General features: G+C 72.8%; 14 protein-coding genes. 8 read left to right on the plus strand and 6 right to left on the minus strand.

What is annotated here, in order from left to right:
* Window positions 1-731: 731 nt before the first annotated feature.
* Window positions 732-2,279: an FAD-dependent monooxygenase gene (locus tag CFP66_RS33700; RefSeq protein ID WP_233159940.1), complete on the minus strand. Its 1,548-nt coding sequence runs from the start codon at window positions 2,277-2,279 to the stop codon at window positions 732-734.
* Between the two features lie 73 nt (window positions 2,280-2,352).
* Between CFP66_RS33700 and CFP66_RS33705 the strand changes: the two genes are divergently transcribed.
* Window positions 2,353-2,838, plus strand: coding sequence for a MarR family winged helix-turn-helix transcriptional regulator (locus tag CFP66_RS33705; protein ID WP_158228314.1), 486 nt, complete (start codon window positions 2,353-2,355; stop codon window positions 2,836-2,838).
* An 8-nt stretch (window positions 2,839-2,846) separates the two neighbouring features.
* Window positions 2,847-3,362, plus strand: coding sequence for a DUF488 family protein (locus CFP66_RS33710; RefSeq protein WP_094929385.1), 516 nt, complete (start codon window positions 2,847-2,849; stop codon window positions 3,360-3,362).
* A 29-nt stretch (window positions 3,363-3,391) separates the two neighbouring features.
* Here the strand turns inward: CFP66_RS33710 and CFP66_RS33715 are convergent, their stop codons facing one another.
* Window positions 3,392-4,144, minus strand: a complete 753-nt coding sequence (locus CFP66_RS33715) for an IclR family transcriptional regulator (protein WP_233159941.1) — start codon at window positions 4,142-4,144, stop codon at window positions 3,392-3,394.
* A complete protein-coding gene (locus CFP66_RS33720) occupies window positions 4,141-5,568 on the minus strand; it encodes an APC family permease (RefSeq protein WP_094929386.1) in 1,428 nt (475 codons plus the stop codon). The genes CFP66_RS33715 and CFP66_RS33720 overlap by 4 nt, the downstream gene beginning before the upstream one ends.
* Before the next feature lie 218 nt (window positions 5,569-5,786).
* Here CFP66_RS33720 and CFP66_RS33725 point away from each other — a divergent pair, with 218 nt between their 5' ends.
* A complete protein-coding gene (locus tag CFP66_RS33725; protein ID WP_094929387.1) occupies window positions 5,787-7,742 on the plus strand; it encodes a primary-amine oxidase in 1,956 nt (651 codons plus the stop codon).
* Window positions 7,732-9,255, plus strand: coding sequence for an APC family permease (locus CFP66_RS33730; protein WP_143517449.1), 1,524 nt, complete (start codon window positions 7,732-7,734; stop codon window positions 9,253-9,255). Before CFP66_RS33725 ends, CFP66_RS33730 begins: the two co-directional genes overlap by 11 nt.
* A gap of 72 nt (window positions 9,256-9,327) precedes the next feature.
* Here CFP66_RS33730 and CFP66_RS33735 read toward each other — a convergent pair whose 3' ends face one another.
* Together CFP66_RS33735 and CFP66_RS33740 are read right to left on the minus strand one after the other, a co-directional pair.
* Window positions 9,328-10,950 carry an arylsulfatase gene (locus tag CFP66_RS33735; RefSeq protein WP_094929389.1) on the minus strand — a complete coding sequence of 541 codons (1,623 nt, stop codon included), beginning with the start codon at window positions 10,948-10,950 and terminating at the stop codon, window positions 9,328-9,330.
* 17 nt (window positions 10,951-10,967) lie between these two features.
* The gene (locus tag CFP66_RS33740; protein WP_094929390.1) at window positions 10,968-12,287 is read right to left on the minus strand and encodes an MFS transporter; all 1,320 of its coding nucleotides are present in this window, start codon (window positions 12,285-12,287) and stop codon (window positions 10,968-10,970) included.
* Window positions 12,288-12,395: 108 nt separating this feature from the next.
* On the opposite strand from CFP66_RS33740, the gene CFP66_RS33745 reads away from it, so the two are divergent.
* The gene (locus tag CFP66_RS33745; RefSeq protein ID WP_158228315.1) at window positions 12,396-13,196 is read left to right on the plus strand and encodes an IclR family transcriptional regulator; all 801 of its coding nucleotides are present in this window, start codon (window positions 12,396-12,398) and stop codon (window positions 13,194-13,196) included.
* Between the two features lie 33 nt (window positions 13,197-13,229).
* On the opposite strand, the gene CFP66_RS33750 is transcribed toward CFP66_RS33745, so the two are convergent.
* Window positions 13,230-14,024 carry an AraC family transcriptional regulator gene (locus CFP66_RS33750; protein ID WP_094929392.1) on the minus strand — a complete coding sequence of 265 codons (795 nt, stop codon included), beginning with the start codon at window positions 14,022-14,024 and terminating at the stop codon, window positions 13,230-13,232.
* A gap of 101 nt (window positions 14,025-14,125) precedes the next feature.
* On the opposite strand from CFP66_RS33750, the gene CFP66_RS33755 reads away from it, so the two are divergent.
* The 3 genes from CFP66_RS33755 to CFP66_RS33765 all read left to right on the plus strand — a co-directional run bounded on the left by CFP66_RS33755 (window position 14,126) and on the right by CFP66_RS33765 (window position 16,633).
* Window positions 14,126-14,995, plus strand: coding sequence for a phytanoyl-CoA dioxygenase family protein (locus tag CFP66_RS33755; RefSeq protein ID WP_198961839.1), 870 nt, complete (start codon window positions 14,126-14,128; stop codon window positions 14,993-14,995).
* On the plus strand, window positions 14,992-15,276 hold the full coding sequence (locus CFP66_RS33760; protein WP_094929393.1) for a hypothetical protein: 285 nt from the start codon (window positions 14,992-14,994) through the stop codon (window positions 15,274-15,276). The genes CFP66_RS33755 and CFP66_RS33760 overlap by 4 nt, the downstream gene beginning before the upstream one ends.
* 100 nt (window positions 15,277-15,376) lie before the next feature.
* Window positions 15,377-16,633 carry a sugar ABC transporter substrate-binding protein gene (locus CFP66_RS33765; protein ID WP_094929394.1) on the plus strand — a complete coding sequence of 419 codons (1,257 nt, stop codon included), beginning with the start codon at window positions 15,377-15,379 and terminating at the stop codon, window positions 16,631-16,633.
* Window positions 16,634-16,638: the final 5 nt, after the last annotated feature.

Genomic DNA, 16,638 nt, shown 5'->3' on the forward strand with positions numbered 1-16,638 from the left:
CGCGACCAGCGCGGCGAGCTCGTCGTAGGACGGACGCTCACCCTCGACCGGCACACCAAGATCATCTCACATGTCGATCAAGCGGCCCCGCCGACCTGACTAGTTACTCGTCGCGAACGGGCCTGGGCCCGCGCCGGGAACGGCCGCCCACCCAGCCCGGATATTCGGCAGTTCCACCAACCCGACCACCCCGCCAACGGAAAGGGGCAGCGGAACGCGGCCGACCACGCCGAAGACCAGGGGCGGGGCGTGGGGCAGCGGCCGCGAGCCGGGGACGGCGCGCCCACAGGTGTTTTCATGACCAGATAGACGTGAGAGGTGTTGAATCTTCCCCGAATCCCTCTCAGGTCTATCTGATCATGAAAACGGCGTTCCGCGGAACGCGAGGGGCGGCCTGATCAGCGGTCGAGCACAGCCCTGGGTCTGCGCCGCTGACGGCGGATGCCCAAGTGCCCACATAGCCGGCAGTTCCAGCAGACGGCACGACGCCGCTGCTCCCGCACAGCGAGAACCCGACCGAGCTCGCGCTCCTCCTGGAGCACGGGCTGTTGCCGGTGCAGGTCAGGCACCGGCTCGGCCGCGCAGCTGTTGGGAATCGCAGACGAGGTCGGCACGATCATGCCGGGCAAGGCCGCCGACCTCGTGGTCGTGGCAGGTTCCCCGCTCGACGTGCAGGGGTGCAGGCGGTGTACCAGGGCGGTCGGTTGCAGTGATCCCGCCGCCGGACGAGGTCAGCGGTGCAGGACGGTGCGCAGGGCCGTGGTCAGCCCGGCGGCGTCAGCGCCGCGCCAGGCCACGACACCGTCCGGCCGGACCAGGACTGTGCCTTGCGGGCCTGTCCCGCTGACGCGGTCCCATGCGCCGTCGGTGTCGTGGAGGTCCTCCCCGACCCGGTACGCGCGCACCGCGACCCCGAGTTCGCCGGCTGCCACCTGCGCCGCCTGCACTCCCTCGGCCGATCCGGTGAGCACGAGCCAGTGCGGCCCGATCAGCTCGCGGGGCGACACCGGGCCGTCCGGGCCGCGCAGCGCGACGTGCGGGACGCGGGAGCCGGGCCGTCCGGACGGCGTGCGCGGGTCCTCGAACAGCTCGTCCGGAGCCCCGGGCTCGGCCACGACCGCGCCGCCGCAGACGTAGCCGAACAGCAGCGTCATGCCGTCCATGGGCGCGCCGATCGACGGGTCGGCCAGATCGGGTCGCTGGCGCACCACCAGGTTGGCCACCTGCCAGTCGCAGACCGCCTCGGCGTAGGGGCGACGCTCGGCGTCGTGGCTGTCGAGGAGGCCCGGACCGGCCTCCTCGCGGACGACCGCGGCCAGCCGCCAGCCCAGGTGGTAGCCGTCGAGCATCGCCGTGTTCCCGCCCTGCCCCCCGGTCGGCGGGCACACGTGGGCGGCGTCGCCGACCAGGAGCACGCGGCCCTCGCGGAACCGGTCGGCGACCCGGTGGGCGCTCTCCCAGGTGTCGCGGCCCAGGATCTGCAGGGGGAGGTCGGGGACCCCGACGATGGTGCGGATCAGGGCCTCGGTGGCCGCGTCGTCGCGCTCCGGGTCGGCCGCCATCGCGGCCACCCACTCGTCCGGCTCGTCGGTCGACACCAGTACGCCTGCGCCGCCGGGCAGCTCGGGGTTCTGCACGTAGTGCAGTACGACGGCGTCGGTGCGGGCGACCGCGGAGAGGTCGGCGGCGAACCGGACGCTGTCGGAGACGTCGAACGTGCCGCGCCCGTGGCTCCCGATCCCGACGGCCTCGCGCAGGCCGCCGCGGTGGCCGTCCGCGGCGACGACGTACGCCGCGCGGATCTGCTCGACTGCGCCGGACTCCAGGTCGCGCACGCTCAGCGTCACACCGTCGCTGTCCTGGGTCAGTTCCTCGCAGCGGGTCCGGAAGCGGAGCACGGCACCGAGTTCGCAAGCCCGCTCGGCCAGCGCTCGCTCGGCGCGGGCCTGGCTGGCACTGCCGCCCTCCGCGGGGGAGAACGCCTCCATCCCGTGCGCCTCGGGGGCGAAGTCGTGCAGCACGGGGCCCGCCACGCTGCGCGAGATCTTGATCGTCAGACCGGGCTGCCCTGCGGGCTCGGCCTTCCGGATCGAGGTTGTCATGCCGGCCGTCGCGAACGCCTCCATCACCACCGGTGACTGGCCACGTGCCTTCGGCTGCACCGACGTGCCGGGGTGGCGCTCCAGCACGGTGCTCGCCACTCCGTGCAGCCCGAGGAACACCGCCGTCGACAGTCCGGCCAACCCGGCCCCGACGATCACCACGCGCCTCTGTTCCACCGTTCCCCCTCGATGTACCGTACATCTCAATCGCTCGGATAGTTCGATGCATCGAGATAATCAGGAGGTGGCCGTGCCGCGCAAGCCCCGACCCGAGCTCGTCGAGGAAGTGGTCCTGGCGCTGCGTGAGCAGGCGAGCCGGGCGCTGATGTTCCACCAGGCGATCGCGGACCGGGCCGGGCTCGGCCCCACCGACATGAAGGCGCTCGACCTGGCGCGGTCGGAGGAGTCGTTGACGGCGGGCAAGCTGGCGAAGATCACCGGGCTCACCACGTCGGCGACCACGTCGGTGCTGGACCGGCTCGAGCGGCGAGGGCTCGTCGAACGCCGGCGCGACCCGACCGACCGGCGCAAGGTCGTGGTCGTGCCGACGTCGGACGACGGCGGGCCCGTCGCCGGGGTCTTCGACGGCCTGCACCGCTGGACGCTCGAATATCTCGACGGCTACGACGACGCGACGCTGGAGCTGCTCGGCGGATTCGTCCGCGGGCTCAACGCGGAGAGCGCCCGCCGCACCGCGGAGCTGAACCGCCCGGATCAGGCGTCGCGAGGCGGGTAGCCCGCACCATGACGCTGCGGACGATCGGGCACGGCACCGCGAGCGCGCAGCGGCTGACCGAGCTGCTGCGCGAGGCCGGTGTGCAGCAGGTGGTGGACGTGCGCACCGCACCGGGCAGCAGGCACAACCCCGAGATGGTGCGCGAGGCGATGGCGCGGTGGCTGCCCGAGCAGGGGGTCGACTACCGCTGGGAAGGCCGGCTCGGCGGGTGGCGGCGCGACCCGCCGGACTCGCCGGACACGGCCCTGCGCAACCGGTCCTTCGGCGGCTACGCCGCGCACATGCGCACGCCCGAGTTCCGCGCCGCCGTCGAGGAGGTGCTCGGGGACACCGCGTGCACGGCGGTGATGTGCTCGGAGTCGGTGTGGTGGCGCTGCCACCGCCGGATGATCGCCGACTTCGCCGTGCTCGCGTGCGGGGTCCCCGTCGAGCACCTCATGCCCGACGGGCGCCGCACCGAGCACCGCCCGACGCAGGGCGTGCGGCTGCGGGCGGACGGTCTGCTCGTCTACGACGCGAGCTGAGCCGGTTCTCCGGCCGAGTGCTGCAGCGGTCACGCCAGCAGCGGGGCCAGCCGCTCGGCGTGCTCGCGCAGCAGTTCCACGAGGTCCTCGTTCGGCTCGGCGACGCGGTGGGCGGGGCCGCAGAGCGCGAGGCCGGCGACGAGGTCGCCGCTCCCCGGACCGCGGACCGGCACGGCGAGGCAGCCGCGGTCGGGCCGCAGCTCGCCGCACTGTCGGGCGAGCGACGCGCGGGCCACGGCGGCCAGCTGGCGGTCCAGCTCGGGGGCATCGGTCACCGTGTGCTCGGTGAGCGGGCGCAGGTCCCGGGCGAGGGCGCGCCAGTCCGGCTGCTCGGCGAGCAGCAGCTTCCCGACGGCGGACGCGTGCGGGTAGCGCGCGAGCAGGACGCCGTCGCTGGGCGGGTGGTCCGGGTCCGGGTCGACCAGCACGACCTGCCCCGTGGTGAACGAGGCGAGGTGCACGCCCCAGCGCACGAGGCCGCGCAGGTGCTCGACGACGGCCCGCGCCGCGGTCGGGGGCGGGGCGGCGGTCGGGACCGCCAGCCGGGCGGCGCGGCGGCCGAGCGCGAAGCCGCGCAGGTCGGGCAGCCGCACCAGGTACTCCTCGGCCACGAGCAGGTTCAGCATCCGGTAGGTGGTGGCCTGCGGCAGCTTCAGCGCCGCGGAGATCTCCTTCGCCGTGACGCCGGGCCCGGCCGCGACCACCTCCTCCAGGACGGCGAGCGCGCTGCGCACCGCCCGCGGCTGGCGCCCGGACAGCGGGAGTGGGTCGATGCCGGTCACCGCAGGAGGCCGTGCACGTCGGCGGCCGAGGTCTCGTCGTAGACGCCGATCCCGGCGAGCTGGTCCGGGCGCCGGAGGCGCAGCCAGCCGTACCAGGCCAGCGCCGCGGCCAGCAGGGCGGTGAGCGCCACGGGCACCGCGCCGCCGAGTGCCGACACCACGAACGCGCCGCAGACCAGCGCGAGCGCGGGCACCGTCAGCGCCGTGACGACGACCGGAGCCGCGGTGAGCTCGCCGATGCGGCGCAGGAACAGCGGGGCCGCGAGGCAGACGAGCAGGTACCCCACGAGGTAGCCGGCCGTGGCCACGGCGAGCAGCCCGGTCAGGGCGGCCGGGCCGGGCACGCCGGCGGCGAGCAGCACGGCCGGTACCGCGCCGACCACGGGCAACGCGGCGGCGATCGCGACGTGCGGTGTGCGGTAGCGGGGGTGGGTCCGCCCCAGCAGCCGGGGTGCGATCCCGTCGCGACCCATCGAGAACAGCACGCGGATCAGCGCGTTCGTGGTCGCGACCGTGCAGGCGAGGAACGAGGTCGCGATGCCCAGGTCGAGCACGATCGCGAGCCACGGCGCGCCGCCCGCGGTGGCCAGGGCGAGCACCGGCTCCGGCGAGCCGCCGAGCGCCTCGCCGAACCGCGACACCTGGGTGTGCGCCGCGAAGATCGACAGCAGCCCGACGACCGCGGCCGTCCCGAACACGGCGCGCGGCACGGCGACGAACGGGCGGCGGGCCTCCACCCCGAGCGTGGTGGCCGCCTCGAACCCGATGAACGCGCCGAGGGCGGGCAGCACGCCCGCGGCCACGCCGCCCAGCCCGGCCCCGGCCGTCGGCGCGGGGGACGGAGCGGGCCCGCCGCCGAGCAGCACGGCGAAGATGCCGATCATCAGCGCGATCGAGAGCGCTTCGACGGCGAGCACGGTGCGGGCCGAGAGGCGGACCCCGCGCAGCACGAGCGCCCCGGACAGCACGGCGATCACGACGACGACGGCGCCCCCGACGACCGGTGGCGCCCGCCAGCCGAGCCGTTCCAGGAGCGCGTCGAGGTAGATCGCGGCACCGGTCAGCGCCGCCATCACGAGCACCGCGTAGCCGACGAGCAGCGCCGCGCAGGAGGCGAACGCCGCGCCGGGGCCCAGACCCTTCGCGGTGAGGCTGTACAGCGACCCGGCTGCCGCCATCCGGCGCGTGAACTGCCCGATGCAGACGGCGACGAGCAGCGCCAGCACGGTGGCGAGCACGAACGACCACACGGTTGCCGACCCGGCGGTGGCGGCCACGATCGCCGGCACCGTCGCCATCGCGGCCGCGGGGGCCGCGCTCGACACCGACTGCACGAGCACCTCGAGCGGGCCGAGGTTGCGCCGGTCGAGCCCGTGCACCGGCGAGCGGCGCCGCAACCGCAGGAGACCACCCGCGTCGCGCATGCCGTCCGCCTCCTCGTGCCGGGTGAGCGGACGCTAAACGGTCCCCGTACGCCGCGGACAGCCCCCGACGGGTCGAATGAGAATCGCCGCGCGTCGGTTCTCACGCCACGGGAGAGCGCCTTCGCGACTTTCGCGCCCGCCGGGAGCGGCCTTTGACCGCCGGGTGTGACGGCGCCCACCGTCGCGGCACGCCTCGAATCGGCAGGGAGGAACATCGTATGACGACCCTCGAAGCCCGCCCCGGAACCGCGGTGGCGCACCCGCTCGACATGACGAGCGCCGGGGAGGTCGACCGGGCCCGCGCGGCCCTCGACGCCGTCGGCCTGCTCGGCGAGACCGTCCGCTTCGCCTTCTTCGCGCCGGAGGAGCCCCCGAAGCCCGACGTGCTCGCGCACGCCGACGGCGAGGCCGTCGACCGGCGGTTCCGCGCCGTGCTGCTGGACCTGGCCACCGGCCGGTCCTGGGACACCGTCGTGTCCGCGACGAGCGGCGAGGTCGTGTCGCGCCGGGAGGTCGACCCGCCCCGCGACGGCCAGCCGCCGATCATCGACGCCGAGTTCGAGATGATCGAGGACGTCCTCAACGCCTCCGAGGAGTGGACGCAGGCGCTCGCGAAGCGCGGGATCGACCCCGCGTCGGTGCGTGCGGTGCCGCTGTCCGCCGGCGTCTACGACTACCCCGACGAGGTCGGGCACCGCATGGTGCGCGCGTTCGGGTTCCGGCAGGACCACGAGCGCGACCACCCGTGGGCGCACCCGGTCGACGGCCTCGTCGCCTACGTGGACCTGACGGCCCGCCGCGTCACCCGCGTGATCGACGCCGCCGAGGTGCCGGTGCCCGCGACCTCGGGCAACTTCGACGACCCCGCCGTCACCGGACCGGCGCGCACCACGCTGAAGCCGATCGAGATCACCCAGCCCGAGGGACCGTCGTTCACGGTGGAGGGCAACCGGGTGCGCTGGGAGGGCTGGGACCTGCGCGTCGGGTTCAACGAGCGCGAGGGCCTCACCCTGCACCAGATCAGCTACGACGGGCGGCCGATCGTCTACCGCGCGTCGGTGGCCGAGATGGTGGTCCCCTACGCCGACCCGGCGCCGGTGCGGTTCTGGCAGAACTACTTCGACTGCGGCGAGTACATGTTCGCCCGCTACGCCGACTCGCTGCAGCTGGGCTGCGACTGCCTCGGCGAGATCCACTACCTGGACGCCGTGATCGCCGACGACCTCGGCGCCCCGAAGACCATCACCAACGCGATCTGCATGCACGAGGAGGACTACGGCGTCCTCTGGAAGCACTCCGACATGTTCACCGGCAGCCGCGAGACCCGCCGCCAGCGCCGGATGGTCTTCTCGTTCTTCACCCCGATCGGCAACTACGACTACGGCTTCTACTGGTACCTCTACCTGGACGGGACGATCCAGCTCGAGGTCAAGGCCACCGGCATCGTGTTCACGTCCGGCTCGCCCGGTGAGTACGCCGCCGAGGTCGCGCCGGGCCTGGGTGCGCCGTTCCACCAGCACCTGTTCTCCGCGCGCCTGGACATGACCGTCGACGGGGTGCGCAACGCCGTGGACGAGGTGCAGGCCGAGCGGGTGCCGATGGGGGAGGGCAACCCCTACGGCAACGCGTTCCGCAAGCGCCGGACGCGGCTGGCGCGCGAGTCGCAGGCGCAGCGCCAGGCCGACGGCTCGGTAGTGCGGACCTGGCACATCGTCAACCCGGAGAAGCAGAACGCGCTCGGCCAGGACGTCGGGTACGCGCTGGTCCCGGAGGGCAAGGCGACGCTGCTCGCCGACGAGGCGTCCTCCATCCACGCGCGGGCGACGTTCGCGACGAACCACCTGTGGGTCACCCGCTACGACGCCGCGCAGCGCTACCCGGCCGGTGACTTCGTCAACCAGAACCCCGGCGGTGCCGGGCTGCCGGCGTGGGTGCAGGCCGACCGGGAGATCGACGGCGAGGACATCGTCGTCTGGCACACGTTCGGCACCACGCACTTCCCGCGCCCCGAGGACTGGCCGGTCATGCCCGTCGACTACACCGGCTTCACCCTCAAGCCCGTCGGCTTCTTCGACCGCAACCCGGCGCTCGACGTGCCCGCGACGGGTGGGCACTGCACGGCGGGCGGCGAGGTCACGGGCCCGGGGAAGGAGCGCGGCGGCGATGGTGACTGACGCGGGCGCCCCGGCCGTCGGGGGCGGTTTCCACCGCACGCTCGGCCTGCGCGACGTCGTGGCGCAGAGCCTCTCGGTGATCGCCCCGGCGATGTCGGGGGCGTTCCTGACCTACCTCGCCTCGACGAAGGCGGGCGGCGCGACGCCGCTCGCGTACCTGCTGGGGACGCTGGCGATGCTCGCGGTCGGCGGCACCGTCGCGCTGTTCGCCCGCTCGCTGTCCTCGGCGGGGTCGATGTACACCTACATCACGCGCGGCGCGAACCGCGGTCTCGGCTTCCTGGGCGGCTGGTGCTACGCGGCGGCGTTCCTCGTCCTGGGCGGCGCGGTGCTGTGCGGTTTCGGGTTCTTCACCGCGAACCTCGTCGCGCTGCTCACCGGCGCCGACCCCGACTGGTACTGGTTCTCCCTGGCGGGCCTCGTGGTGATCGCGCTGATGAGCCTGTACGACATCCGCGCCTCCACGCGCACGCAGCTGGCGATCCTGCTGGTCACGATGGTGGCGCTGCTCGTCGTCGCGGTCGTGGTGATCGCGGTGGGCTCGCCGGCGGTCAGCGTGATCGACGGGACGACACCGGTCGACGGCGCGGGCACCCGGTTCGACCCGGGCGCGTTCTGGCCCTCGGCAGCCGGCGTGCCGTGGACGGGCGTGCTCTTCGGGCTGTCGTTCGCGATGCTGTCGTTCACCGGCGCAGAGGCCAGCGCCGTGCTGTCGGAGGAGACCCGGGACCCCCGCCGTGCGGTGCCCCGCGCCGTCGTCGGCTCGATCGTCGTGGCCGGGCTGTTCTACCTGGTCATCACCTACGCCACCGCCGTCGGGTTCGGGGTGCGGCAGGCCGCGACGGACTGGCCGGCGTCGGTGGCCGGGCTGGCCGCGGTGGCGCCCAGCGACGCCGTCGCCGCCGTCGTGCTGGCGTGCGCGGCGCTCGCGAGCCTGTTCTGTGCGCTCGGGGTGCACATCGCGGTGTCGCGGGTGCTGTTCGCGATGGGCCGCGAGCGGGTGCTGCCCGCCTGGCTCGGGGTGCTGCACCCGCGCTGGGGCACGCCGTGGCGGGCGATCGGCCTCGACCTCGTGGTGTGGGTGCTGCTCGCCGCGGGCGCGGTGCTGCTCACCAGCCGCGAGAGCCAGGTGGCGCTGGCCGGCGGGCTCGACGACGGCCTGACCGGCGGGGTGTTCGTCTTCACCTTCCTCGCCGGCATCGGCACGCCGCTGGTGATGGCGGTCTACCTGATGCTCGGCGTGGCCGGCGTCGCGCAGGGCCGCCGCACCGGCCGCACCGGCTTCCAGGTGGTGGGCGCGCTGGCGGCGCTCGTCGGCGCGCTCGCGGTGTTCGGCGGGCTGTACTACTCGTTCGCGCCCGCCGCCCCCGGAGTGCCGATCCCCCTGCAGACGGCGATGGTCCCCTGGGTGTGCCTGGCGGTCGCCGCCGCAGGCGGCGCGGTAGCGGCATGGACGCGAAAGCGCCGCCGAGAGGTGTGGGCGGACATGGGCCAGGTCTTCGACGAGCTCTGATCCCCGCCTCCACCTGACGAACGGCACTCTCGTCGGTACCTAACCGACGAGAGTGCCGTTCGTCGGAGAGGATCACTCCTCCGGGAGGCCGTGGCCTCTCTCCGCGTAGATCTGCAGGACCTTGTCGCGAGGGATCACGCCGCAGCGCCGCGCCCACCTCTCGTAGGCCGACTCCAGCTCGGCCACCAGGTCGGGGTGCTCGCTCGCCCGGTCGTGCAGCTCCGTGCGGTCGGCGTCGATGTCGTAGAGCTCCCACGGGTGCCGGTACTTGCGCACCAGCTTCCAGCGGCCGCGACGCACGGCGCAGTTGCCCTCGTGCTCCCAGAACAGGTCGCGGTCGGCGTCGGCCTCGCCCCGCAGGGCCGGCAGCAGGCTGCGGCCCTCCGGCGCGGGGATCGGCTGTCCGCCGCGCTGCGCCGGGTAGGCGGCGCCGGCGACGTCGGCGATGGTCGGCAGGACGTCCACGAGCTGGCTCGGGGTCGTGCACAGCCCTCCGGCGGGGGCCTGCAGGCCGGCGGGCCAGTGCACGATGAAGGGGGTGGAGATGCCGCCCTCGTGCACCCAGTGCTTGTACTCGCGGAACGGGGTGTTCGACAGGTTGGCCCACGCGCGGCCGTAGCTCTGGTAGGTCTCCTCCGGGCCCGGCCGCAGACCGGGGACGTTGCCGGGGACGACCTGCCCTCCCGTGCGCGAGGTCTCCTTGAGGGGCACGAAGGCGCCGACGAACTCCTTCACCGACTCGGGCGGCATCTCCTCCGCGCATCCCCCGTTGTCGGAGAGGAACACGACCAGGGTGTTCTCCAGCCGCCCGGCGTCCTCGAGCTGCTGGAGCACCTTGGCGATGCCCTGGTCCATGCGGTCGATCTGGGCGGCGTAGACCTCCATCCGGGAGGCCTCCCACTCCTTGTGCGGGGCGTCCGCCCAGGCCGGAACGCGCTCGTCGCGGTCGGACAGGTCCCACTCGGGGCTGATCACGCCGCTCTCGACCAGCCGCTTCATACGCTGCTCGCGCAGGCTGTCCCAGCCCTCGTCGAACCGGTTCGCGTACGTCGCGATGTCCTGCTCGGCGGCGTGCAGCGGCCAGTGCGGCGCCGTGTAGGAGAGGAACATGAAGAACGGGTCGTCGGGTCGCTCGCTCTCGTGCTCGCGCAGGAACTCCACCGCCGAGTCGGAGATCGCGTCGGTGTAGAACCACCCCTCGGCTGTGGCCTCGTGCTCGATGTTCTCCTCGCCGCGGACCAGGGTGCGGGGCTGGTAGAAGCTCCCCGCGCCTTCCAGCGTCCCGAAGAACCGGTCGAACCCGCGGCGCGTGGGCCAGGCGCTGTTCGGGTTGTCCATGTCGACGGCCAGGTGCCACTTGCCCGAGAGGTAGGTGGCGTAGCCGGCGTCCCCCAGCACCTCGGCGACGGTGGCGCAGTCCTCGGCGAGGTTGCCGGGGTAGCCGTCGGGGGAGTCGTCGAAGTTGAGGATGCCGATGCCCACCTGGTGCGGGTGCAGGCCGGTCAGCAGCGACGCGCGGGACGGGCTGCACCGGGCCGTGTTGTAGAACTGGGTCATCCGGACCCCGCCCTCCGCCAGCCGGTCCAGCGCCGGGGTGCGCACCTCGCCGCCGTAGCAGCCGATGTCGGAGAACCCCATGTCGTCGGCCAGGATCAGCAGGACATCCGGCCGGGCGCGCTGATCTGCGTTCGTCATCGCCTCTTCGCTCCTTCTCACTGTGCCGCGGGCTGCGCGGCCCGCGCGTCGTCGATGTCGCGCAGGTGGGTCTCGGGCAGGAACGCGAGCGACACCAGCGTGATCGCCGCCATCGCGATCACGTACACCGCGACCGGCCACACCGACCCCGCGTAGTACGAGACCAGCGACGTGGCGACGAGCGGCGCGATCGCGCCCGTGGGGATGACGCCGATCTGGTAGACCGCCGACATGCCCGAGTAGCGCACGCGGGTCGGGAACACCTCGGCGAACAGGGCGCCCTCGGGGCCGAACATCATGCACGCGGCGACGCCCCAGCCGATCACCACGCCGAGGCAGATCAGGTACGGGTTCCCGGTGTTGATCAGCCAGAAGATCGGGAACGCCGTCACCAGTGCGATCGCGGCGCCGGCGCCGAAGACCGGGCGGCGGCCGATGCGGTCCGATGCGCGACCGGCGGCGAGGATGACGAAGAACCCGACGACGGAGGCGACGAGCAGGCTGTTGAGGACGATCGACTGGTCCAGGCTCAGCACCGTGACCGTGTAGGTGACCAGGAACGCGTTGTAGATGTTGAACGTCACCGACTCGCTGACCCGGGCCCCCATCGCCAGGAACGTGACCTTGGGGTGGCGGGTGAACACCTCGACCAGCGGCAGCGCGGCCTTCTCCTCGGCGTTCTCCAGCGACCGGAACGCGGGCGGCTCGTCGATCTTGAGCCGGATCACCAGGCCGACGACGACCAGCACGATGCTCAGCAGGAACGGCACCCGCCAGCCCCACGACTGGAACGCGGCCTCGGGCAGCGCCGTGACGGCGGTGACCGCCAGGGTCGAGGACAGCAACCCGATCGGCACGCCGAGCTGCGGCCAGGAGGAGTACCAGCCGCGCTTGGTCCGCGGGGCGTGCTCCACGCACAGCAGGACGGCGCCGCCCCACTCCCCGCCCAGCCCGATGCCCTGCAGCATCCGCAGCAGCATCAGGACGATGGGCGCCGCGACGCCGATGGCGGCGTAGTTGGGCAGCAGGCCCATCGCGAAGGTGGACAAGCCCATGATCAGCATGGTGATCACGAGCATCCGCTTGCGGCCGAGCCGGTCGCCGAAGTGGCCGAAGATGAAGCCACCCAGCGGTCGCGTCACGAAGCCGGCGGCGAACGTGCCGAACGCGATCATCGTGCCGACCAGCGGGTCGAACTGGGGGAAGAACTGGCTGTTGAACACCAGTGCGGCCATCGTCCCGTAGAGGAAGAAGTCGTACCACTCGACGACCGAGCCCAGCAGGCTCGCGGCGGCGACCTTCCGAATCGGTGTCTCGACCGCGTCCTTCCGGTCCATCAGTCAGCTCCTCTGCGTTGAGTTCTGTCCCGATTTATGGGACACTGATACGGCACATGGGACACCATGGTCGGCACGGCCGCGGCGCGTGTCAAGGGAGGGGCGTGCATGCAGGACCGGGCGAGTGGCAGCCTGATCCACCGGGCGGCCCACATCCTCACCGTGTTGGCGGCCGCCGAGCAGCCGCTCTCGATCCGTGCGCTCGCGGAGCGGGCGGAGCTGTCCAAGAGCGCGGTGCAGCGGATCCTGGCCGACCTGGTGGCCACGGATCTGGCCACGCAGGAGCCCGTCACCAGGCGCTACCGCCTCGGACCGCGGACGCTGGCGCTGGGCATGGCCTACCAGCGTCGCATCGACGTCCGCCGCGTCGCGCTGCCCCGCATGGCGCAGCTGCGCGACGCCACCGGCGAGACCGTCGGCATCTCGGTCAGCCTGGCGGATCAACTGCTGCACGTGGACCAGGTGGAGAGCGCGTCCCCGCTGCACGCCCGCTTCGACATCGGACGCCCGCTGCCGCTGTGGAGCGGCGCGCCGGCCCGGCTGTTCCTGGCGGTGCGCGACGACGAGGACATCCGCCGCGTCGTGTCCGAGCGCGCCGGCACCGACCTCACACCGGTCAACCCGCCCGATCCGGAGGCCCTCGTCCAGGACGTCCAGGCGGTGCGGGCGGCGGGTTACGCGTGCGCGTTCGAGGAGACGCTGCCCGGCGTCAACACGATGTCGGTCCCGGTGCGCGGCCCGCAGGGTGAGCTGGCCGCGGTGCTCTCGCTCACCGCCCCGACCGCCCGCCTGCCCAGGAAGCGGGTGGAGGAGCTGATGCCCGAGGTAGCGGCATGCGCCCGAGCGATCAGCGTGGACCTGGGCTGGCTGGAGGCGACCCAAGATCCGCAGGTAGTACCGCTCTCCTGAAGCACCTTGGAGCCGTACTGCTCTTTCAGCCGCTCAGACAGCGCTATGGCTCCAAGGCGCGGGGGAGGGGGTGGCGCGGACCGCTCGCGGGCTCGCACCCAGTTCGCGTCTGCACGTCTTGTTGAACGCCTGCAGGTCGTCTATGCCCACCGTCGCCGCGATCGCCGGGATCGACATCGTCGTGGCCGTCAGCAGGTGGCGGGCGCGTGCCATCCGTCGTCGCCGGATCCAGCCGACGACCGGGAGGCCGGTCTCGGCGCGGAAGAGCCGGGTGAGGTGGTTGTGCGACATCCCGGCGACGCGGGCCACGTCCGGCACGGTCAGCGGGCGGGCCAGGTTGGCCTCGATGTGGGCGATCGCGGCGGCGACCGCGCCGTGGCGGGCGTGCCCGGTGTCGGGCTCGGGGAGCTGGGCGATCCGCCACAGCGCCGTCCAGACCTCGGCGGCCACCCGCGGTGAGCCGCCGGGGAAGGCCTCGATCGCGGCGCGCATCAGGCCCGAGAGCCCGGCGGCGGCCGGCCCGGCGTCCTGCACGACCGGCACCGACGCCGGCTCGCCGGCCGGTGAGGTGCGGAAGTGGGCGAAGAGGTGCTCCGAGCGCCCGGCGTAGTCGAAGCGGACCTGCACGCCCGCCGGCACCAGGCTGACCGACCCGGGCGTGACGGCGTGGGGCCGCCCGGCGACCGTGAGCGTGGCCGCGTAGCCGTAGACGTGCACCTGCCACAGGTCGGGCAGCCGGAAGACGTCGTACGGGCTGCGGACGCCGTGCACGCCGACGCCCGCGTTCACCACGACGGGCGGCTCCGCGAGGTGCAGCGCTACACGCATGGTGAGAAATTACCAGTAGTGGCGAACCAGACCCACGCGCTGCACGGCCATTCCTTCCTACGCTCGGCGAACACCGACCAGTCGCCCAGTGAGGGAGAGACGTGGCCCATCCCCATCGCAAACACCTGCTCACGTCCGTGCAGATGGCCCGGTTCGTCGCGCACGGGGCCCACCGCATCGATGCGGTGGTGCCCGCCGAGATGAACGTCGAGGCGATCGACGTCCTGCGCGCGGGCATCCCGGCGGTGCCCTACGGCACCCCGCTGTCGGAGTCCTTCGGGGACGGATCGTTCGCGCAGCGGCTCGTGCAGCTGCCCGAGGTCGCCGGCGCGATCCGCAGCTTCGTCGGGCCGGACCCGACCGTCGACCACCACGCCGTGCACATCCGCCGCGCCCACGAGGGGTCGGCCCAGAACCTGCACGGTGACGCGATCATCGACGTGCGGCCCGACGCGTTCGACGTGCAGCTCATGTACTACCCGCAGGAGGTGACGCTCGAGATGGGCGGCACGCTGTCCGTCCCGGGCAGCCACCTGCGCCGCACCAACGAGTCCGACACCGGCCGCTACCAGAACCTGCGGGGGCAGACCCGGCTCACCTGCCCCGCAGGCTCGGTCGTGTTCCTGCACCACGGCATCTGGCACGGCGGCCGGCGCAACGACAGCGACATCGACCGCTACATGTTCAAGATCCGCTTCAACCCGACGGTCCGACAGCTCAAGCTGTGGAACACCGACGACCTCGACGACACGGGCGTCGCCGCCGAGCTGGGCCGGCTCTTCCCCTGGTACGAGCACGCCACCGGGCGGTTGGAGATCTACAACCGGGTCCGGTTGTGGCAGGCGCTCATCGGCGACGAGACCTACGACCCGGACTACTGGGTCACCCGCGTGACCAACCGCCCGACGCGGGTGGTGGCGCCGCGCAGCCTCAACCCCTTCGCCCCCGCACCGACGCAGGAGAGCGCATGACGAGCACGCAGCAGCAGACGCTCCGCCAGCAGGTGCTGGTGCTCTACCTCGCCTCGTCGGCGCTGGACTCGCCCGTCGTCGGCTGGTCGGTCTACGACGGCACCGGGGAGAGCGCGCCGACCACCGGCGACAGCGACACGCCGCCGTACGAGAGCGGGCTGGACGCGTTGAAGGACGGCTGGCGGCTGTTCCAGGCCGCGCAACTGTTGCCGCCGCAGCCGGGGCACGAGTACGACGTCTCGTTCCTCAAGCACGAGTTCTTCTTCGAGAAGCTCCGCTGATACATCGGATGTATCAACGGCCGTGAGCCCTTGACTTGGGACGAAGTTCGCGAAAAGGTCGACGAACATCAGATGTCTCCACTCAACGTCGAGGAGCGTCATGACCGTTCGCGCCGCAGGGAGGCGACTCGCCGCCGCATTGGCCGCCACCGGGCTCGTCCTCGTGGCGGCCGGGTGCGGCGGCGGTGCGGCCGGGGCCACCACCACCGAGGACGGCCGGACGCGCCTCGTGTGGAACATGTGGAGCGGGTCGAACTCCGAGGTCGAGGCCTGGAACCACCTCGGGGACATGGTGACCGCGGCCCACCCGGACCTGGAGCTGGAGTTCCAGACCACCAGCTTCAACGACTACTGGACGAAGCTCGCCGCGCAGGCCAGCGGCGGCGACACCGCCTGCATCCTGGGCGTGCAGTCGCTTCGGGTGCGGACGTTCGCGCCGGTGCTCATGCCGCTCGACGACGTGCTCGCCGGCGCCGGCATCGACGCCGCCGACTTCGAGCCGTCGATCTGGGAGGGCCTGCAGGTGGACGGCCGGCAGTACGGCGTCCCCTACGACTTCGGGCCGCAGGTCGTCTTCTACAACGCCGACCGCTTCCGCGAGGCCGGCGTGCCGGTCCCGTCCCTCGACTGGACGGTGCAGGACTTCCTCGCCGCGGCGCAGTCGCTCACCGGCGACGGGAGGTACGGGTTCGCGCTCTACCCGACGATCGACAGCGTCATCCCGTGGTCGCTGTCGCTGCAGGGGGTCCACCCGGTCACCCCCGACGGGAGCCTCGACCTCACCCAGGAGGGCTTCGTCGCCGCCGTCCAGTGGTACACCGACCTGGTCGACCGGCTCGGGGTCGCGGCCCCGGTGGCGGCGAGCAGCGATCCGACACCGGCGCTGAGCGCGTTCATGGCCGGGGACGCGGCGATGGTCGTCGACGGTCCCTGGCAGCTGGTGAACCTGCAGCAGCAGGCCGACTTCGAGGTCGGTGTGCTGCCGATCCCGGCGGGGGAGGGGGGTTCGCACAGCCAGGTGGCGGGATCGGGGTTCGGCATCTCGCGGACCTGCCCGGAACCGGAGAAGGCCCTGCGGGCGCTGGCCGTGCTCACCGGCCCGGAGGCCGCCCGCTACCTCGCCGAGCAAGGACGGGCCTACCCGGGCCGGACGGCCCAGCAACAGGCGTGGTTCCGCCCCGAACTCGCGGGTGCCGAGGAGGGCCTGCGCACGGCGGTGGCGAACGGCGTGACGTCGGCGGCCACCGAGAACTACACGCAGGTCTCGCAGCTGTTCACGCAGTACGGCGTGCAGGCGGTGAACGGCCAGCAGACCGTTCCGGACTTCCTCGCCACCCTCCAGCGGCAGGCGGGGTGAGCGCC

Source organism: Pseudonocardia sp. MH-G8 (assembly GCF_002262885.1).
Lineage (GTDB): Bacteria > Actinomycetota > Actinomycetes > Mycobacteriales > Pseudonocardiaceae > Pseudonocardia.